This is a genomic window from Streptomyces sp. V4I8 (assembly GCF_041261225.1).
Taxonomy (GTDB): domain Bacteria; phylum Actinomycetota; class Actinomycetes; order Streptomycetales; family Streptomycetaceae; genus Streptomyces.
In genome coordinates, this window is record NZ_JBGCCN010000001.1 from 6820300 (window position 1) to 6839589 (window position 19290).

Annotated in this window: 15 protein-coding genes and 1 pseudogene; 6 read left to right on the forward strand and 10 right to left on the reverse strand. The window is 70.2% G+C overall.

The window, feature by feature from the left end:
* Positions 1–28 precede the first annotated feature (28 nt).
* From ABIE67_RS31130 to ABIE67_RS31140, 3 genes are all read right to left on the reverse strand, one after another.
* Positions 29–3838 carry a HEAT repeat domain-containing protein gene (locus tag ABIE67_RS31130; RefSeq protein ID WP_370264700.1) on the reverse strand — a complete coding sequence of 1270 codons (3810 nt, stop codon included), beginning with the start codon at positions 3836–3838 and terminating at the stop codon, positions 29–31.
* On the reverse strand, positions 3835–4269 hold the full coding sequence (locus ABIE67_RS31135) for a hypothetical protein (protein ID WP_370264701.1): 435 nt from the start codon (positions 4267–4269) through the stop codon (positions 3835–3837). The genes ABIE67_RS31130 and ABIE67_RS31135 overlap by 4 nt, the downstream gene beginning before the upstream one ends.
* Positions 4270–4348: 79 nt before the next feature.
* On the reverse strand, positions 4349–5137 hold the full coding sequence (locus ABIE67_RS31140; RefSeq protein ID WP_370264702.1) for a protein phosphatase 2C domain-containing protein: 789 nt from the start codon (positions 5135–5137) through the stop codon (positions 4349–4351).
* 406 nt (positions 5138–5543) lie between these two features.
* Here ABIE67_RS31140 and ABIE67_RS31145 point away from each other — a divergent pair, with 406 nt between their 5' ends.
* The 5 genes from ABIE67_RS31145 to ABIE67_RS31165 are packed head-to-tail and all read left to right on the forward strand — an operon-like array spanning position 5544 to position 11278.
* A complete protein-coding gene (locus ABIE67_RS31145) occupies positions 5544–8453 on the forward strand; it encodes a nitrate- and nitrite sensing domain-containing protein (RefSeq protein ID WP_370264703.1) in 2910 nt (969 codons plus the stop codon).
* On the forward strand, positions 8450–8953 hold the full coding sequence (locus ABIE67_RS31150; RefSeq protein WP_370264704.1) for a roadblock/LC7 domain-containing protein: 504 nt from the start codon (positions 8450–8452) through the stop codon (positions 8951–8953). The genes ABIE67_RS31145 and ABIE67_RS31150 overlap by 4 nt, the downstream gene beginning before the upstream one ends.
* A complete protein-coding gene (locus ABIE67_RS31155) occupies positions 8950–9378 on the forward strand; it encodes a DUF742 domain-containing protein (RefSeq protein ID WP_370264705.1) in 429 nt (142 codons plus the stop codon). Before ABIE67_RS31150 ends, ABIE67_RS31155 begins: the two co-directional genes overlap by 4 nt.
* Positions 9359–9997 carry an ATP/GTP-binding protein gene (locus ABIE67_RS31160; RefSeq protein ID WP_370264706.1) on the forward strand — a complete coding sequence of 213 codons (639 nt, stop codon included), beginning with the start codon at positions 9359–9361 and terminating at the stop codon, positions 9995–9997. The genes ABIE67_RS31155 and ABIE67_RS31160 overlap by 20 nt, the downstream gene beginning before the upstream one ends.
* A gap of 27 nt (positions 9998–10024) precedes the next feature.
* On the forward strand, positions 10025–11278 hold the full coding sequence (locus ABIE67_RS31165; protein WP_370264707.1) for a styrene monooxygenase/indole monooxygenase family protein: 1254 nt from the start codon (positions 10025–10027) through the stop codon (positions 11276–11278).
* 1 nt (position 11279) lies between these two features.
* Here the strand turns inward: ABIE67_RS31165 and ABIE67_RS31170 are convergent, their stop codons facing one another.
* From ABIE67_RS31170 to ABIE67_RS31185, 4 genes are all read right to left on the reverse strand, one after another.
* Positions 11280–12407, reverse strand: a complete 1128-nt coding sequence (locus tag ABIE67_RS31170) for a C40 family peptidase (protein ID WP_370264708.1) — start codon at positions 12405–12407, stop codon at positions 11280–11282.
* Positions 12408–12510: 103 nt separating this feature from the next.
* On the reverse strand, positions 12511–12831 hold the full coding sequence (locus tag ABIE67_RS31175) for a hypothetical protein (RefSeq protein WP_370264709.1): 321 nt from the start codon (positions 12829–12831) through the stop codon (positions 12511–12513).
* A complete protein-coding gene (locus tag ABIE67_RS31180) occupies positions 12824–13468 on the reverse strand; it encodes a TetR/AcrR family transcriptional regulator (RefSeq protein ID WP_370264710.1) in 645 nt (214 codons plus the stop codon). The genes ABIE67_RS31175 and ABIE67_RS31180 overlap by 8 nt, the downstream gene beginning before the upstream one ends.
* A gap of 217 nt (positions 13469–13685) precedes the next feature.
* A complete protein-coding gene (locus tag ABIE67_RS31185; protein WP_370264711.1) occupies positions 13686–14624 on the reverse strand; it encodes a diiron oxygenase in 939 nt (312 codons plus the stop codon).
* A 127-nt stretch (positions 14625–14751) separates the two neighbouring features.
* On the opposite strand from ABIE67_RS31185, the pseudogene ABIE67_RS31190 reads away from it, so the two are divergent.
* Positions 14752–15841, forward strand: a pseudogene (locus tag ABIE67_RS31190) (ferritin-like domain-containing protein).
* On the opposite strand, the gene ABIE67_RS31195 reads toward ABIE67_RS31190, so the two are convergent.
* The 3 genes from ABIE67_RS31195 to ABIE67_RS31205 all read right to left on the reverse strand — a co-directional run bounded on the left by ABIE67_RS31195 (position 15838) and on the right by ABIE67_RS31205 (position 19280).
* A complete protein-coding gene (locus tag ABIE67_RS31195; protein ID WP_370264712.1) occupies positions 15838–16356 on the reverse strand; it encodes a DUF3291 domain-containing protein in 519 nt (172 codons plus the stop codon). The pseudogene ABIE67_RS31190 and the gene ABIE67_RS31195 overlap by 4 nt on opposite strands.
* Before the next feature lie 69 nt (positions 16357–16425).
* Positions 16426–17901, reverse strand: coding sequence for a penicillin-binding transpeptidase domain-containing protein (locus ABIE67_RS31200; protein ID WP_370264713.1), 1476 nt, complete (start codon positions 17899–17901; stop codon positions 16426–16428).
* Positions 17898–19280, reverse strand: a complete 1383-nt coding sequence (locus ABIE67_RS31205) for an FtsW/RodA/SpoVE family cell cycle protein (RefSeq protein WP_370264714.1) — start codon at positions 19278–19280, stop codon at positions 17898–17900. The genes ABIE67_RS31200 and ABIE67_RS31205 overlap by 4 nt, the downstream gene beginning before the upstream one ends.
* Between the last annotated feature and the right edge of the window lie 10 nt (positions 19281–19290).

The window sequence follows — 19290 nt, forward strand, 5'->3', positions numbered from 1 at the left end:
GTTCTCCGGCTCCGCGCCGCGGTGCTGATCAGGGCAGTCTGTCCTGGATGGGGACGAGCGCTTCGGCGGCCTGCAGTGCCCGAGCCGCCTCCTGACGGGCCTCCTCGTCATGGTCGGACCGGGCCCGTTCGGCGAGCAGTGTGATCGTGCCGCTGTGCCCGGGCCAGGCGAAGGCGAGGATGCGGGCCGCCGCGATACGCACCTGGGGGGAGGCGTCGTTCGTCAGCCGATCCCTCACGAGGCCGACGGTGCTATCGGTGGGCTCTTCCCAGGCGCACCACTGGAGCGCCGGGCGTCGCAGCTCCGGTGAGGGGTCGTGGCAGGCGCGCTCGCGGACGAGTTCGGCGAAGCCGGGCTCGGTGGACCAGTGGTCGTTGAGCAGGTCCATCGCGAGGCGCCGGACATCTTCATGGGGGTCGTCCGTGGCGCTGCGGAGGATCAGCGGGTGGGTGTCGGGTGCCTGCCGCCAGTGCTCGGCGAGCAGGGCGAGCGCAGCTCGGCGGACCGGCGCGCCGTCGTCGTTGGTGGCGCGGTCGAGGATCAGCCGGTGGGTGTCGGGCTCGTCCCGCCAGCGCTCGGCGAGCAGGCTGAGTGCGGTATTGCGGTTTCCCGAAGTGCTCCCGTCGACGGCTTGGCGGAGGATCAGCTGGTGGGTGCCGGGGGCGTCCCGGTAGCGCTGGGCGAGCAGTCGCATGATGCTGCCGCGCGGGTACTCGGCCGAGCCGTCGACGCAGGCCGCTCGCACCAGGGACAGCGTGTCGGGCTGATCGGGCCAGTGCTGGGTCAGCAGGCCCAGCGCCCTCTCCTGGACGAACATCGCCTCGTCGTTGGCGGCCCGGTCGCGCACGATCTCATATGTGCGCGGATCCTCTGGCCAGTGTGTCGCCAGCAGGTCCAGTGCGCTGGAGCGCACGCTGTCGTCACTGTCCTTCACAGCGCGGGCCACGACGAGTTCGCGGGTGCCCGGTTCCTGGAGCCAGCGTGTGGTGACGAACGTGAGCGCGGTGCGACGCGGGTAGTAGTGATCGTCCTCGACCGCGCGTTCGTACATCAACGCGCGGGTCTCCGGTCTGTCGGGCCAGTACTCGAAGAGATACTCCAGCGCGTCGTCACGGGTTACCCAGTCCTGGTCGTTGACTGCGCGGTCGTGGACCCTGCCATATGTATCGGCTCTGTCCCTGGCATGCTCGGCCAGATAGCCGACGGCGATACCGCGCACGTCGTCCTCCGGGTCCTCGGTGACGCGGTCGGCCATGAGCGCGTAGGTGTCGGGCCTGTTCGCCCGGTGGTCGGCGAGGAATCTGAGGGCCAGCGCGCGCATCTCTCCGGCGCCGCTCTGCACGGCGGCGGCGTGGACAAGCGAGTCGAGGTCGGCGTCCGCCGTCCCGTGCTCCGTCAGCAGCCGCAGCGCGGTGTGCGGAACAGCGGCATCGGAGTCGCCGTCGAGAAGCTCGCGGAGCAGTGACCCGGCCTCCGCGTCGGGCCAGGCCTCCACCAACGTCCTGAGTGCGGCAGCGCGGACCTCGTCGCTGCTGTCATCGACCACGCGGTTCCGGATGAAGGAGCGAGTGTCCGGTTCGGCGGCCCAGTGCTCGGTCAGCACGCTCAGAGCGGTGGCCCGAACATCCGTATCGGGGTCCTCGACGGCGCGGTCGAGGATGAGGGAATGCGTGTGGGGGCGGTCCGCCCAGCGGTCGGCGAGCAGGCGCAGTGCCGCACTTCGAGTCTCCCCATGCCAGGCGTGCCGCGCCAGGAGAGCCGGAGTCTCGGGCTCGTGGTAGAGGGTGCAGGCGAGCTCGGCTGCCGTGGCGCCCCCGACATCGAACTGCCCACGTATGTGGAACCAGCGCAGATAGCGTGGGCGGCCGATCCAGTGCGGGGAGAACGTGGACAGCGCCGGCAGGGCGGCGGCCACATCCCCCACTGGCTGGACGGCGTCTTCGAGGGAGTTGATCAGGCAGTCCACCACGGCCTTGCTCTGCGGACCGAAGCGGCCGATCTTGCGTATTTCCGCCAACGCCCGGACCGCGAGCACCAACGTCCCCACGGCGGGTGCGCCTGACCGTTTGTGCAGCGCGAGCAGCGCGTCGATCGCCCGGGCGGCGTCTTCGGCCCGGATCTCCTCGATCAGCCCGACCAACAGGAGGAGAACCTCGTGCCAGTTCGGGTCCGGCGCGCGGCGGACGAAGACCTGATCGATCAGCTCCTCCTCGTTCCACTCGCGGGCGGCATACCGGTGGGCGATGTCGGTCGCGGCCAGATACTCGAGGAACGCGCGGTGCACGAAGCCGTAGACTTCGCCGCCGAAGCGGCTCAGGATGAAGTTCCGTTCCTGGAACTGCCGTTTCATCTCCCGCGCTGCCGCGAGGGCCTCTGCCATCGGCAGTCCGAGAATCTCCTGGAGATAGCGCTGGAAGGTCGCCTCGAGCTCGGGGCCGTGGATGTGGTTGCCCGCGATTCCGCCCTCGCCGTCCTGCATACGGCGGGCCAGCAGCCGCAGCAGGTCGTACCGGTCCTTGTCGTCCAGGTATCGCAACGCCTCGACGTCCTGCGTCGGCTTGAGGTGCTTGGTCTCCTGGTCCCAGCGGGCGATCAGAACGCTCACCGCGTGCTCGTACACTCCCTGCCGGTCACGCGGGAGCTCCTGTCGTCGACCGATGACGGCGAGGATGGTCAGCAGCAGCGGATTCCCGGCGAGTTCCCGCACCGGTCGTGAGTGGGCCACGGCCGCGGTGATCCGCTTGCACAGGCGTCCGCTCCGTGCGGGATCGTCCTGGCACACGGTGTCGTACCACCGCTTGGCGAACTGGCCGATCTGCTGCTCGGTCAGGTCCTGGATCATGTAGTGCTCGAAGCCCGCCCCGTCCAGGACGGCTGCCTTGTAGCCGATGACCCGTGAGGTCACCACGATCCGGACGTTCTCGTAGTGCCCCGAGAAGCCGACGATGCGGCGGCACACCTCCTCGCGCACCGCGGGGTCGAACAGCTCGTCCAGACCGTCGAAGATCATCAGCACCCGACCGCCCTGCAGGCAGGCCTCCAGCACACCGCGGGGTACGGACATGCGCTCCATGCGGTGCAGATGGTCCAGGAAGTCCTCGAAGGTTCGATCCCGCCACTGCGCCTCGGCGTACTTGCGCAGTTCCACGACCAGCGGCAGCCAGCCGGCCAGTGCGGCCAGGGGTTTCGGTGGGGTGGTCGACGTCAGCCCGAGCGCCAGGTAGCGGCCCAGCGTGGACTTGCCCGCTCCCGGATCGCCCAGCAGGACCAGCCGTTTCGACGGTGGATCCGTGACGACGTCCAGGAGCGGCGCGGGCGGGCGGTCCAGGTACGCCTGCCGCAGGCGCTCCAAGGAGTCCTTCTTGACCCCCGGTGGGAGATCTTCCTCCGGCGGGAGCTCACCCGAGGCGATCAGCCGTTTGTGGAGTTCGGGCGGGAGATCCGGTTGCGGCGGGTCGGCACGCAGGAGCGGTGGCACGAAGACCTCGCGCAGCTCCACGGGCGGATGGTTGTCACCTTCCCCGGTCGGTATCAGCACCTCCAGATCGAGCCGTCCGTAGAGTCGACGCACCTGCGTCGCGTAGTCGCTGACAGCCGCTTCGACGTCGGCCGGTTCCAGCGGCACATCATCCGCGTCGACGGTGCCGAACTGCTGCACCAGCTGCTGGATGTACGTCACGGTGCTGTGCGGGCCGATCGCGTTGCCGACCATGTCGCGTCCCGAGCCGACGGCGCCTTCGCCGCGGACGTCGAGGCGTCCCGGTCGCGGGTCGTCGTCGGCAGGGGCGACCACCCCGGTGGCGCGAGTTCGGCGCTTGAGCCATGAGAACAGGGTCACCGCCCGTCGACCTCGCTGCCCTCGCCGAAGGCGTTGCCGACGACGTCACCTTCGGCGCCGAAGGCGTTCTCGCCGCGCACGGACATCTCGCTCGCGGAAGTCCCGGCCGGCCCCGGCGTGGTACCGGTGCGGGGTCCCGACACCTTGCTGTTGGCGCCGAAGGCGTTGCCCACGACCGCGCCGTGGACACCGATGGCGTTCCGTCCCCGGACCCGGATGACACGGTGGTCACCTCCGCCGGATCGAGCCAGGGCGACCACCGCCACCAGCAGCCCCGCCAGGCTCGCGATCGCCCCGAGCACACTCGCCGTGCGGTCGGCAGTGTCCAGATCCACGAGCACGGCCACCAGCGGCAACGCGACGGCACCTGCCGCACACACGACAGCCGCCACCCACGTCAGCACACGAACAGCCCCCGACGTTGCGCTCATGTTCCTGTCCCCTCCGCCCCAGTGAACTGCACCGCCTGCGACGGTAGTACGTGAACACCGCTTCCGGCAGGGGCAGTTGTCACAGCTCCACGTACACCACCGTCGCGTCGTCGTGCGTCTTGCTCCGCCCCAGACACGTCCGCTCCTCCGCGTCGGCCCGCTCCAGCGTCCGCACCCGGTCCACCAGCCCCCGCGCCCCCTCCTTGCGTACGAAGGTGAAGCAGTCCCCCCAGTCACCCTCCCGAAACTTCTCCACCCAGCGCGTCGCCCCGTCCGTCAGCGCCGCCAGGGCCCGGACCTCCGCGCGTGGCAGCACCCCCGTCACCGCCCGCGCCGCCACCGACGGATCCGCGGCTGCCGTGAAGAAGCCGCCCTCCTTGTTGCGGATGTGGGCGTCGATCAGGGCGTCCGTGGCCAGGGAGGCGCGTGGGAGGCGGGCCAGGCGGTCGTCCAGGTACGGGGTGATCCTGCCGTCGGGCGACTCCAGCAGAAGGGCCGAGTCGGAGAGGATCAGGTACTCCACCGTCTCCGTCGACCAGCGGGCCAGAACCACCGTTGCCTGTGGGGTGCGTGGGTGAGAAAGGTCACAGATTTGCGCGTGAGCCTCGGCGGTACGCGTGAGGGCGTCACTCAGCGCGTCGGCGAGGGGAACATCGGGGAGTGAAACGGTCAGTTCGGTCAGGGCTCCGCCGAGCCGCGCGGTGAACCAGGGGACGGAATGCAGACAGCCCGTCTCTCCCCTCGGTGGGGTCACCCCGTCCAGGACCACCAGGACGCCACCCTGTCCCGAGGCGGGAAGGCCGACGCTCGCGAAGTCCTCGTTGGGGCGGACCGGATCGCCGGGCTCCGAAACAAGCTCTGTTCGCATCCGGCCAGTCTGCACGAGCCCTTCACAAGGTTCGCGAAGGGGTCGCATCGCCTGCCGAATGGGTGCGGTCGCGCAGGTCAGGCGTCTGATTTGGGGTGGAATGAATAACTCCGGGAAGGCGTGGCGGCGAATACTGCCACCGCCCGCCGCAGACGTCCAACCGGCCTGCCGGGCAAGGCGGGTGCACAGGCCGGAGGAACTTGCCCGCCAACTCTCCTCCGGGGTTCACTCCTTCGGGTGGCGGGTCAGGTGATGCGCGGCCGTCGCCCACCGGCACTGGGAGGGTCGGGGACCGGTGAGGACACCCCCTGCTCGAGCAACGTCGAGAGCTTGGGGGAGGGGTGTACGCGAGGTCAGCGGTAATTGACGGAGCGTCATCCGGACCCATGGGTATCACGAGTCAGGAATGCGAGCACCGGTGCAGAAGATGCGGCCACGTCGCTCAGGCAAGCAGACGCCCCCCACAGGGGGCGCGCAGCCCGCTCCCGGTGCCCCGACCGGCACCACCGGCGACGCCGCACCCGCCGGCAAGGGGCGTCCGACACACGTACGCAACCGGCTGATCGTCGCCGTGGCCGTCGTGGCCGCCGCCATCGCCGGGGCCGGCGTCCCCTCGGTCGTCGCCGCCTCCGGGCAATTGCAGGACTCCCAGGAGCTGGTGACCCTCGCCGAGCAGACCGAGGACGCGCTCACCCTCGCCCACTCCCTCGCCGACGAGCGCGACGAGGTCACCTCGTACATCGCCGCCGGCCGCGCCAAGTCCAAGGCGCCCAGCGAGCAGCGCAGCGTCCGCGTCGACCGACAGGTCGAGGAACTGCGCGCCGACACCGACACCCCCGCCTCGCTGCGCGCCGACCTCGACGGCATCGCGGCCCTGCGCAGGGGCGCGCTCACCGGCAAGAGCACCGCGCTGGAAGCGCACACCGCCTACTCGGCCGCCATCACCGAACTCCACCGGCTCGCCGAGCGCCTGGCCGAGCAGATGCCGCCCCGCGCGGGTTCCGGCGCCCACGCGCTCGCCGAACTGGACTCCGCCGTGCAGCAGTCCGCCGCCGCCCGGGGGCTGCTGCTCGCCGCGCTCAGCGTGCCGACCACCACCGAGACCGTCATCGACCCGATCACCGGCATCGCGAGCACCCGTAAGACCTCCTCGGACGCCGACGCCAAGCAGCGCGCCGCCCTCAGCGCCGCCGCCCAGCAGGCCCGGCTGCGCTCGGACGCCGCCCTCGCCGACTTCCAGGACACCGCGCCGAAGACCGCGCGCACCTCGTACGACTCCACGGTCACCGGCCACGACGTCAACACCGCCGACCGCTATCTGGCCGCCCTCACCGACCAGGCCACGCTCTCCGACCGCGACCTGGCCACCGACACCAAGCGCGCCGAGGCCGCCCTCTCCGCCCGTGTCGACCTGATGCGCGGCGTGGAGTCCGCCCTCTACGACCGCCGCACCAAGGCCCTGGAGCAGCTGCGCGACGACGACGTCACCGCGCTGGAGATCCGTATCGCGATCCTCGGCGCCCTGATGCTGCTCGCCGTGGGTGTCGCCACGGGCATGGCCCGCAGCCTCACCCGGCCCCTCGCCGTCCTGCGCCTCGGCTCCGCCCGGCTGGCCCAGGCCGAGGACCCGATGGCCGAGGAGCCCGTCAAGTTCAACGGCCGCAAGGACGAGTTCGCCCAGGTCGTCAACTCCGTCAACGCCCTGCACGCGCACACCGTCGCCCTGCACGAGCGCATCACCACCCTGGAGTCCGACCGCAAGCACCTGGTCGGGCAGCGGCAGAAGATGGCCGACGCGCGCGAGGAGCTGCGCACCGAACTCGCCGAGTCCGCCGCCCAGTTGGAGCGGTTGCGCGACAGCATCGGCAACACCTTCGTCAACCTCTCCCTGCGCACCCTCGGCCTCGTCGAACGCCAACTCGCCGTCATCGAGGGCCTGGAGGAGCGCGAGCAGGACCCCGAGCGCCTCGCCACGCTCTTCAAGCTCGACCACTTCGCCACGGTCATGCGCCGGCACAGCGAGAACCTCCTCGTCCTGGCCGGCACCGAGCACGTCCAGCAGCACGCCGGACCGGTCCCGCTCGTCGACGTCGTCCGTGCGGCGGTCAGCGAGATCGAGCGGTACGAGCGGGTCCGCATCGCCGCGCTCCCGCCCCACGCGCACGTCGCGGGCTTCGCGGCCGACGACCTCTCCCACCTGCTGGCCGAGCTGATGGAGAACGCGACCTCGTTCTCCCCGCCCGACCTGCCCGTCGAGGTCTCCGCCTGGCTCCTGGAGAGCGGCGAGGTCATGCTCTCCGTCCAGGACGAGGGCATCGCGATGACGAGCGATCGCCTGACCCGCCTCAACTCCCGCCTCGCCGACTTCGATCCCGAGAACACCTACGACCAGGAGGGCGACGACGGCCTGGGCCTCGGCCTGTACGTCGTGGCCCGACTCGCCCACCGACACGGCGTCCGCGTCCAGCTCCGCGAGCAGAAGCAGGGCGGTATCGCGGCGGTCGCGGTCCTGCCCAAGGGCCTCCTGGCCGCCGCCCCTGCGGCCGCGGTCCCCGCGGACTCACCGCACCCCACCGGCGCCCCCGCCTTCTCCCTCCCCGGCGCCGACGCGGAGGCCAACTCCAACGTCCTGCACGCCCGCACGAAGGGCACCGACCCCCTGGTCGCCCTGGCGGAGAAGGCCGTACGGGAGACGGCGGAGGACAGCCGGCCGGCAGCCCCCGAGTCCGAGCAGGAGCGCGAGCACCCTGCCGAGACCACGATGGAACTCCTGATCCCGACCCAGCCGACGCCCGGTATGCCGACGGCTGACGGCCCGACGGCTGACGGTCCGAGTGGTGCCGGTCCGGGGGTCGCCGAGCCCGCGACCGCGGAGTCCGCCGCCGAACACACGGGCCGCGAACCGGGAACCGACGAACGACCTGCGGCCGCCGATGGCGAGGACGCCCCACTGGGGCCACCCGCACCCGACGACGATGCCCGCACGGGTGGTCCGGGTGGGAATGAAATCCCCGCCGAAGGCGAAGCCGAGGCGGAACACGAACGCGTCCCGGACGCACCGGAGGACCCCCTCACCGACAAGGGCCTCCCCAAACGCACCCCGAAGATCACCGCCCCCGCCCAGGCCCCGCGCCAGCGGACCGGCACCGTCGACGCCGAAGCCCTCCGCAGGAGACTCGGCGGTTTCCGCAGGGGAGCGGAGGCGGGACACCGCGACGTACAGGCGGAGATCGCCGAACACACGGGCCAGCACAAGGCCCCGACAGCAGAATCCGAAGCAGCCACGGGGGGCACAGTCGAGGAGGCAAGCAGTTGACCGCGCCCAGTACCTTCGGACTGAGCAGTGAAGCCCGCAACCTGCACTGGTTGTTGACGAATCTGGTCGAGGAGGTGCCGGGCATCCAGTCAGTCGCGGTGGTCTCCTCCGACGGGTTGCTCCTGCTCTCCTCGGACCATGCCCGAAACGCGGAGGCCCGGGAGGCGAGGACCGGCAAGCCCACCGGCCCGCGCGGCTCCTCCGCCGACCTGGCCACCATCGTCTCCGGCATCGGCAGCCTCACCATCGGCGCCGCCAAGCTGATGCAGTTCGGCGGCGTGAAGCACACGATGGTCGCGATGGACGAGGGCAGCCTCTTCGTGATGTCCATCAGCGACGGGTCGCTGCTCGGCGTGCACGGCTCAGCGGACTGCGACATGAGCGTGGTGGCCTACCACATGGCGCTCTTCGTCGGCCGCGCCGGCCATGTCCTCACCCCTGAACTCCGCAGCGAGCTACGGAAGTCGCTGGAGGCCGCCTCGGCAGGGAGTACCCGATGAGCAACGCCCCGCACAACAGGCCCCAGCTCCCCGTCCGCGGCGGCGACAGCAAGCCCGCCCGCGTGCGCCCCTACTCGCTCACCGGCGGCCGTACCCGTTTCGGCCACGTCCTCCTCGTCGAGACGTTCGTCAGCAGCACGGCGGCGCTGGAGGCGGCGGAGGAGCGCAAGGAACTGACGAATGGTTCCCTCACCACCCGGGTCATGCCGGAGATGCGGGCCATCGTCGAACTGTGCCGCCGTATGCGTACGGTGGCCGAGATCGCCGCGCTGCTGAAGATGCCGCTCGGTGTGGTCCGCGTGCTCCTCAGCGACCTCGCGGACCAGGGAAAGATCCGGGTGTACGGCACGGGAACCGGCCACGGCACGGGCCGTCCGGAACGCGCACTGCTGGAAAGGGTGCTGAGTGGACTCCGTCGTCTCTGACGCCGCTCGCGGTGTCTCCCCGCTCCTCGCCGAAGAGGGGCCCGAACAGCCTTGGCAGACGGACCGCACCCGGGCCCCCATCGCCACGAAGATAGTCGTGGCGGGCGGGTTCGGCGTCGGCAAGACCACGTTGGTCGCCGCCGTCTCGGAGATCACGCCTTTGCAGACCGAGGCGCTGATGACCGAGGCGAGTGAGGGCACCGACGACCTCACCTCGACGCCCGGCAAGCTGACCACCACCGTGGCCATGGACTACGGCCGCATCACGCTCGACGACGACCTGGTGCTCTACCTGTTCGGCACGCCGGGCCAGCAGCGGTTCTGGTTCATGTGGGACGACCTGGTGCGCGGCGCGATCGGCGCGGTCGTCCTGGCCGACACCCGGCGGCTGAAGGACTGCTTCCCCGCGCTGGACTACTTCGAGAGCTGCGGGCTGCCGTACGTCGTCGCGGTCAACCACTTCGACGACAGCGAGCTGTTCGAACCGGAGGATGTGCGGGAGGCATTGACGATCCCGGCGCACATACCTGTAATGATCATGGATGCGCGCCGCCGGATCACGGTGATCGAGACCCTCCTGAGCCTCGTCGGTCACGCGCTCGACGAAACACCCGAGTAGATCCCCGAAGTAGGAGAACAGCCCCGGATGCGGAAGATACTCGTCGTCGGAGCCGGCCAGTCCGGACTCCAGATCGCCCTCGGACTCCAGTCGCACGGGTACGAGGTCACCCTGATGTCCAACCGGACGGCGGACGAGATCCGCTCCGGCCGGGTCATGTCCACGCAGTGCATGTTCCACACGGCACTCCAGCACGAACGCGATCTCCAGCTGAACTTCTGGGAGTCCCAGGCCCCGAAGATCGAAGGACTCGGCGTCTCGGTGGCGGCCCCCGGCTCGTGGAGCGAGGGCCCGGCGGCGCGGGCGATCGACTGGGTCGGGCACCTCGACGGGTTCGCGCAGTCGGTCGACCAGCGGGTGAAGATGGCCGGCTGGATGGAGACGTTCGCCCAGCGCGGCGGCCAGCTGGTCATCCATGGCGCGGCGGTCGGCGACCTCGACTACTTCTCCCGTACGTACGACCTGGTCCTGGTGTCGGCGGGCAAGGGCGAACTCGTCCAGATGTTCGGGCGGGACGCGGAGCGGTCCCCGTACAGCGAGCCGCAGCGCGCACTGGCCGTGTCGTACGTCCACGGCCTCGGCCCGCGTCCGGAGCACCCGGACCAGGAGGCCGTCCGCTGCAACCTCGTCCCCGGCGTCGGCGAGCTGTTCGTCATGCCCACCCTGACCACCTCCGGGCGCGCGGACATCCTGTTCTGGGAGGGCATACCCGGCGGCCCGCTCGACGTCTTCGACGGCGTGAAGGACCCGGCGGAACACCTCTCCCTGACCCTGGAACTCATGGAGAAGTACCTCCCCTGGGAGTACGCGCGGGCCACCAAGGTCGAGCTCACGGACGCCGGCGGTGTGCTGAGCGGGCGGTATGCGCCCACCGTTCGTAACCCCGTCGGGCGGCTCCCCGGCGGCGGGCTCGTGCTGGGTGTCGCGGACGTCGTCGTGGCGAACGACCCGATCACCGGGCAGGGCTCCAACTCGGCGTCCAAGTGCGCGGCCGCCTACCTCGCCTCGATCGTCGAGCACGGGGACAAGGAGTTCGACGAGGCCTGGATGCGCGCCACGTTCGACCGGTACTGGGCCACCGCCCAGCACGTGACCAAGTGGACGAACGCCATGCTGGCGCCGCCGCCGGAGCACATCCTCAACCTCATCGGCGCGGCCGGGCAGCTGCCGCCGGTGGCCGACCGGTTCGCCAACGGATTCGACAACCCTGCCGACTTCGAGAACTTCTTCTACGACCTGGAGAAGACCGGGGCGTATCTCGCCGAGGTTTCCGGGGTCTGACCTAGCGCTTCGCTTTCCGGCGTACGTCCGGGCGTGTCTCCGGGCGTACGGCTCCCAGGACCGGGTTCGACGCGATCGGCGAGACCTTGATCTTCTCGCCGGGGCGCGGGGCCTGGATCACCTTGCCCTTGCCGACGTACAGGGCCACGTGCGTGGCGTCCGGGAAGTAGATGACCAGGTCGCCCGGGCGCAGCTTGGTCAGCGGGATGCGGTCGAGCCTCGCCCACTGCTCCTGGCTCGTGCGGGGGATCGGGGTGCCGGCGTGGGCCCAGGCCTCGGACGTCAGGCCTGAGCAGTCGTAGGCCTTGGGGCCCTCCGCGCCCCACTTGTACGGCTTTCCCAGCTGCTTTCTGGCGTAGCGGATCGCTCGGTTCGCCTCGGAGGACGGTTTGTGGTCCTCCTTGGCCAGGGCGCCGGATGCCATGAAGGCCCGCTGGGCCTTGGCGGTGTCGGTCCTCTCGAATTCGGCGAGGGCCGTGAGCTGGGCGGCGGTCAGGGATGCCAGGAGTTCTTCGACCTTCTTGAGGCGCTTCTTCACGGTGTCCCTGTCCTTCTTCTGGCGTTCGGCCAGGGCGAGTTGTGCGTCGAGGGCCTTGCGGGCCTTGTGGGCCAGCTCGTCGGCCTTCCGTTCCGTGCCGGTCAGCCGGCCGACCGCTTCCGCGCGCTCGCGTGCCAGCAGGCCGATGACATGGCCCTGGTCCAGGGCGTGCTGGGGGTCGCGGGCCAGGAGCAGGCGTACGTACGGGGAGATGTCCGTGGTGTTCTGGTACTGCTGGCGGGCCAGGCGGCCGGCCGCGCCTCGACTGTCGTGCAGGGAGGCGCGGGCGCGGGCCAGGGCGGCGTCCAGACGGGCCACCTCGGTGCGCTGTTTCCTGAGCTTCTCCGCGGTGGCGTTGTAGGTCTCCGTGGCCTGTTCGGTCTTCCGGTAGAGGCGCTGGAGGTCCGTCAGGAGGCTTGCCGTGGAGCGGGCGGACCGCTTGGAGTGGTCGGAGCGCTCGGACTGCTTCCGTGGGTCGGGGGCCGGGGCGGGAGCCGCCATCACGGGTGCCGGCGCTGAAGTGGCTGCGAAAATGGCCGCTGCCGTCGCGGCCGCCGTCGTACATGTCAGACGGAGAAGCCTTCCTGACACATCATCACCTCCGGTGCGGAGAAGGATCTCTGCTCCGCATCGCGAGCCTTAGCCGGGAACGGCCTGTTCGCGCGGTAGGTGTGCGCGGGGTGGCGGAGCCCCGTCACTCGTTCGTGTCGTGTGGCTTGCCCTGCGGCGTGGTGTCTGGCTTGGACCAGGGCCAGTTCAGTCGGCGGCTCGGCTCGCCCTCGGGGGCGTACTCGTACTTCCAGCGGTGGGAGAGGCCCACGCGGGTGCCCGGTGTGCGCGGGACGCGGCGGTAGACGAGGACCGTGGGTGGGCCGCCCTGCGGGTCGGGGACGGGGATGCGGTACGTCTTGGGCGGGTGGCCTGTCATGCCCAGGAGTACGGGCAGGACACGGCCGTCCATGGGGCCGCCCTCGAAGGGGGTGTCTTCGCTCTTCACGGCACCAGTGTCAGCCATCCGCCGCGAGCTGCTCGGCCAGGGCGGCGGTCTGGGGATCCCGGTTCGCGGTGACGGAGAGTACGGCGACGAACTGGTCGACCAGCCAGTCCCGTAGTTCCGCCACGGGGGGCTGCTTGCCCTCGTCGAGCCAGATCAGGGAGGCCGCCTCGACCGCGGTGATCCACATGCGCACGGTCATGCGGAGGTGGAGGCCCGGGTCGGTGACCTGGAGGTGGCTGAGGATGTGCTCGGCCGCGGCGCGGCGTACGCCGTCGACGATGGCGGTCGTGCGGGAGGTCTCCACGACGCTGCCGCCCTGGAGGAGGGCGCTGAAACCGGCGTCGTGTTCGTCGACGAAGGTGAGGTAGCGGTCCAGGGCGCGGGAGAGGCGGGGGAGGAGGGGGCCCTCGAGGGGTTCGTCGAAGCACTGCTGGAGCTCCTCGGCGGCCGAGCGGAGGGCGGCCTCGTAGAGCTGTTGCTTGCCGCCGGGGAAGTAGCGGTACACCAGGGGGCGGGAGACGCCGGCTGCCTCTGCCACGTCGTCCAGGGACACGTCCTCGGGGGCGCGGTGGGCGAACAGTTGCAGCGCGGCGTCGAGGAGCTGACTACGTCGCTCCTCGACGCTGAGGCGGCGGTAGGCGGGGGCGGCGGACATGGGATGAAGCCTAGTCGCCGTGGGGAGTGCGGGGATTTGGCGACTGCGGGCCCGTCGTGGCTGGTCGCGCGGGCCCGTCGTGGCTGGTCGCGCAGTTCCCCGCGCCCCTGGGTTGGCTCAGCTGCGGGCAGTCGTGCCGCTGGGGCGGCGCCCGTCCCCACGAAGGCGGCACCTCGCCGGCGCGGGCGAGCGTCCCGACCTCGAGCTCAGCCCCCCCTCACGCCAGCAGGCCCGACGACCTCCACAGCCGGCGCCCCACTCCCCGCAGCACCCCGATGTCGTCCAGGAAGTCCGTCAGTTTCTTCGCCCCCGTCTGCATGACCTCCCGCCGGTGCCCGCTCGCCTTCACCTGGGCCATGGCCTCCCGCTTGTCGAGGCCTACGTTCGTGTACACCTCGGGGTTCACGAAGGCCACGGAGAAGACGCGGGCGAACTCGCCGGAGGTGACGCGGGTGAACTCCTGGGACCACTTCGGGGCCGTCACCATCTGGCGGCGGAGTTCCTCGCGGGCGTAGCGGACGTGGCGGGCCTCTTCGATGACGTGGATACGGGTGACGCCGCGGACCAGGGGCTGGACACGTTCGTCGGGGAAGGTCAGGCGCTGCATCCAGTCGAGGACTTCCTCGCCGAGGAGGGTGGCGGTGAAGGAGCCGGGGGTGGTGGAGATCGTCTTGAAGAGGCGGCCGAGGTGCTGGTGTGCGCGGCTGACGGGGTACCAGGGCGTGTCGCCGTGGGAGATCAGACGGGCGAACATCTTGGAGTGGCGGCACTCGTCCTCGATCTCGGTGAGGGCGTAGCGGACGTGGGCACTGGTCGCTGATTTGTCGTAGATGTGGCGGACCAGGAGCTGCATGAGGATGATCTCGAACCAGATGCCCAGGGAGGCGAGGGCGGCCGCCTCGTGCTGGGAGAGGAGGATGCGCTGTTCCTCGCTCATGCGCTTCCACAGGGGCGTGTCGTAGAGCGAGACCAGCTCCGGGGGCCAGAACCACTTGCCCTCCTCGAAGGGCGCGTCCCAGTCCAGTTCCTTGTCGGGGTCGAAGGAGTGCTTGGCGGAAGAGGCGAGGAGGCGTTCGGCCACCTGTTCGCGGTCCTTGAGCAGGCCGAGTGCGTCGCGCAGTCCGTCGAGCGCGTCCGCTTCCGTCAGGGTCGTCATCGGTCCCTCACCTCTGTTACCCGGGGGTACGTCGTCCGATTCTTATGAGACTGCTTGTCAGCAAGACCGTCAATCCCCTGTGCGGGACTTGTTGACCCGGCGTCTACCGCGTGTGAGCCTGCGGAGCATGCCGACATACGACCTGTACGCCAAGGACCCCGGGGACCCTCAGTGGCGGGTGCCGGCGGCCGGTGCGGCCCGTTTCAGCTGGGAGTACGACGACGGCCGCGAGCGGCTTCTGGCCCTGTACCAGAAGGGCAAGGACAAGCAGTGGGACGGGCAGCTGAGGATCGACTGGGATCTCGAGGTCGATCCGTGCGACGCGCTCGGTACGCCGGAGGAGGCGATGGCGCTCTATGGGACGCCGTACTGGGCGAAGATGAGCGAGCGGGAGAAGGGCGAGTTGCGGAAGCACTACGCCTCCTGGCAGTTCAGCCAGTTCCTGCACGGCGAGCAGGGCGCGATGATCTGTGCGGCGCGGATCGTGGAGTCGGTGCCCGACATGGACGCGAAGTTCTATTCGGCGACCCAGACGATGGACGAGGCGCGGCACGCTGCACGAGAAGATCGGGATGGTCTATCCGATCAACGACAATCTGCAGGCCTTGCTGGGGGACACCCTGCGGGACAGCCGGTGGGACATGCCGTATCTCGGTATGCAGGTGTTGATCGAAGGTCTCGCGCTGGCCGCCTTCGGCATGATCCGGGACACCACCGACAAGCCGCTGCCCAAGCAGATCCTGGCGTATGTGATGCAGGACGAGGCCCGGCACGTGGCCTTCGGGCGGATGGCGCTGAGGGACTACTACAAGCAGTTGAGCGATGCCGAGCTTCGTGAGCGTGAGGAGTTCGTCATCGAGGGCTGCTATCTGATGCGGGACCGGCTGCGGGGTGTCGAGGTCCTGGAGAACTTCGGTATTCCGAAGGCCGAGGCTGAGCGGATCAGTGAGCGGTCGGAGTTCCTGCAGTTGTTCCGGCGGCTGCTCTTCTCTCGCATCGTCCCCTGTGTGAAGGACATCGGGCTGTGGGGACAGCGCCTTCAGCAGGCCTATGTGGACATGGGGGTGTTCGAGATGGGGGACTCCAATCTCGATCTGCTGATGGCGCAGGACGAGGAGATCGCCGAGCGGTTGGACGCGGAGCGGTTCGAGGTCGAGGAGCGGGAACGGGTGGCCGAGGTGGGGGAGGCCATTGAGGCGGGGGCGGGGGAGGCCTAGGCCGGGCAGCCCAGTCCGTTCGGGACCTCACCGAACCCCGGCTCCGCCCCCTGGGGCGGGAACGACGTGCGCAGGGTGAAGGCGTAGGGCGTCGGGCCGTTCGTGCGGAGGTGGAGAAGGCGGGACTCCGCCTCCGCGACCGTCGGGCGGTGGCCCTCGGGGACCCACCACAGCGCTGTCATCGCCTCCCGTACGCGTTCGAACCACTCGCGGCGGCGGGCCAGCATCTCGCGGTGGCGGCCCTGGTACATGTACGCGGTCAGCGTGTTGGTGTCGCGCCACACCGTCAGGTTGATGATCAGCCACTCGTCGCCGAAGACGCTCACGTCCGTGGCGTTGTTGTCGTCGCTCTTCAGCCTCCAGACGAAACCGTCGGCCGCCTCGGCGTCGGCGTTGACGGGGTCGAGGTTGTCGACGAAGTCCTTCAACTGCGGGGAGTCCAGCGGGGCTCTGAGGCGGGCGATGTTGACCTGGGCGAGTTCGTGGACGGCTTCCGAGGCGGCTGATGTCGTCATGGACCGAACGATAGGTCGGGGCGGGGCGGGAGGCCCAGACGCCGTCTGGGTGCTTGGGCCATTCGTGTGTCAACGGCTCTCTTCTGCGGGCGAGTTCAGTACGGCTTCCATCACCGCCCGCGCGATCGGTGCCGCGTCCCCGCCGCCGCTGATCGCGCCCCGGTCCGCGTCCGCGTCCTCCACCACCACGGCTACGGCGACCTTGGGTTCCAGGTCGGTGTCGCCCTTCGCCCAGGAGACGAACCACGCGTACGGCGTCCCGGAGTTGCCGAGGCCGTGCTGGGCCGTGCCGGTCTTGCCGCCCACCGTCGCGCCGGGGATCCAGGCGTTGGTGCCGGTGCCCTCCCGCACCGCGTCCACCATGAGTTCCTTGAGGAGCACGGCCGTCGACGGGCGCATGGCCTGTCGTGCCGGGCGGGACCCGCCCGTCGACACCGTGGAGCCGCCCGCCCGGGTAGTGCGCTCCACCAGGTACGGCGAGCGCACCTGGCCGCCGTTCGCCACGGCCGCCGCGACCATCGCCATCTGCAGCGGTGTGGCGCGGGTGTTGTACTGACCGATCGACGACAGGGCGAGCTGCGCCTTGTCCACCGTCGTGTCGAAGGTACTCTCCGCGACCGAGTACGGGATCTCGAGGTTCGCGTCGTTGAAGCCGAAGGCCCCCGCCGTCGCCGCCATCCGGTCCACGCCGACCTTGACCCCCAGCTTGGCGAACACCGTGTTGCACGACCACTCGAAGGCTTTGCGCAACGGGACGTCCTCGCAGCCCTTGGACTCGTTCGTCAGGGACGTCCTCGTGCCCGGCAGGGTGTAGGGGTCCGGAGAGTCGGTCGGCCTGTCCAGGTCCTCGACCACGCCCGAGTCCAGGGCCGCGGCCGCCGTCAGCACCTTGAAGGTCGAACCCGGCGGATACGTCTTGCGCACCGCCCGGTTGAGCATCGGCTTGTCCGGATCGCGGTTCAGCGTCGCCCAGGACCGGGCCACCGCCGAACGGTTCCCGGACAGGACGGACGGGTCGTACGACGGGGCGGACACCAGGGCCAGGATGCGGCCCGTCGACGGCTCCACGGCCGCCACCGCCCCCTTGCGGCCCGCCAGCCCTTCGTACGCCGCCCGCTGCGCCGCCCCGCGGAGGGTGGTGGCCACGTCGCCGCTGGGATACCGGTCGCGGACACCGCCGTTCCACAGGGGGAAGGGCGAGAGCAGCGGGTCCGTGCCGGACAGGACGCCGTCCTCGGTGTGCTCCAGCAGGGTCGTGCCGTACACCTGCGAGGCGAAGCCGGTGACGGGGGCGTACATCGGGCCGTTCGTGTACGTCCGTTCGTAGCGCAGGGGCTCACGGGTGTCACGGGATCCGGTGACCGGTGCGCCGTCGACCAGGATGTCGCCGCGCGGCTGCCCGTAACGGGAGATCGTGGCGCGCCGGTTGGCGATGTTGTCGTCGTAGGACGGCGCCTCGAAGACCTGGATGCGGGTGGCGTTCACGAGCAGTGCGACCAGCAGCAGGGCGCAGAAGAACGCGGCGTGCCGGATGTGCCGGGTCATCGGGCCGCCTCCTCGCCCTTGGGCACACCGAGCCGGCTGCGCGCCTTGTCGCTCAGGCGGATCAGCAGCGCCACGATCGCCCAGTTGGTGACCACCGACGAGCCTCCTTGTGCCAGGAACGGCATCGCCATGCCGGTCAGCGGGATCAGGCCCGTCACCCCGCCCGCGATCACGAACACCTGGAGCGCCACGATCGAGGCGAGCCCGACCGCGAGCAGCCGGCCGAAGGGGTCGCGCAGGGCGAGCCCGGCCCGGTAGCCGCGCTCCACCAGCAGGCCGTAGAGGAGGAAGATCGCGGACAGGCCGGCCAGGCCCAGCTCCTCCCCGGCCGTCGCCAGGATGAAGTCCGACTTGGTGGCGAAGCCGATCAGGATCGAGTGGCCGAGGCCAAGTCCCGTGCCGAGCATGCCGCCCGCCGCGAAGGCGAACAGCGACTGGGACAGCTGGTTCGGGCCCTCGCCCGCCTCGATCGACGCGAACGGATGCTGCCAGTCCTCGACCCGGCCGTGCACATGCGGCTCCAACTGCCCGACGGCCACCGCGCCGAGCGCCGCGAGCAGCAGCCCGAGCGCGATCCAGCCGGTGCGGCCCGTGGCGACGTAGAGCAGGACCACGAACAGGCCGAAGAACAAGAGGGAGGTGCCGAGGTCGCGTTCGAGGATCAGCACGCCCACGCTCAGCAGCCAGATGGCGACGATCGGGCCGAGAACGCGGCCGGTGGGCAGTTGCAGTCGCTCGATCCCGAGGACGCGACGGCCCGTGTACGCCAGCGCACTGCGGTTGGCGGCCAGATACGCCGCGAAGAACACCGCGAGCAGCACCTTCGCGAACTCGCCGGGCTGGATGGAGAATCCGGCGATCCGGATCCAGATGCGGGCACCGTTCACGGAGGGGAAGAAGATCGGCAGGGTGAGGAGGGCGAGCGCGGCGACGACACAGACGTAGGAGTAGCGCTGGAGGACGCGATGGTCGCGCAGCAGGAGGACGACCAGGATGAACAGCGCCACGCCCAGCGTGGACCAGACGAGTTGGGCGGGCGCCGCCAGGTCGTCCGGTGTCTCCAGGTCGAGCCGGTAGATCAGGACCAGGCCGAGGCCGTTGAGCAGCACGCCGATCGGCAGGAGCAGCGGGTCGGCGCAGGGGGCGCGCAGGCGCACGGCCAGATGCGCGACCAACGCGAGTACGCCGAGCCCGGCGCCGTAGCCGGCGGCGCCGGGCGGGACGGTGCCGTGCTTGGCGAGGCCGACCGCGCAGTAGCCGTACACGGAGAGCAGGACGGCCACGACGATGAGGGCCAGTTCGATGCCACGGCGCCGGGGGAGACGTACGGCGGGAGCGGGCGTGTCCGCTGGCGCCAGGGTGGTTCCGGCCTTGGTCATGTCCGGAACT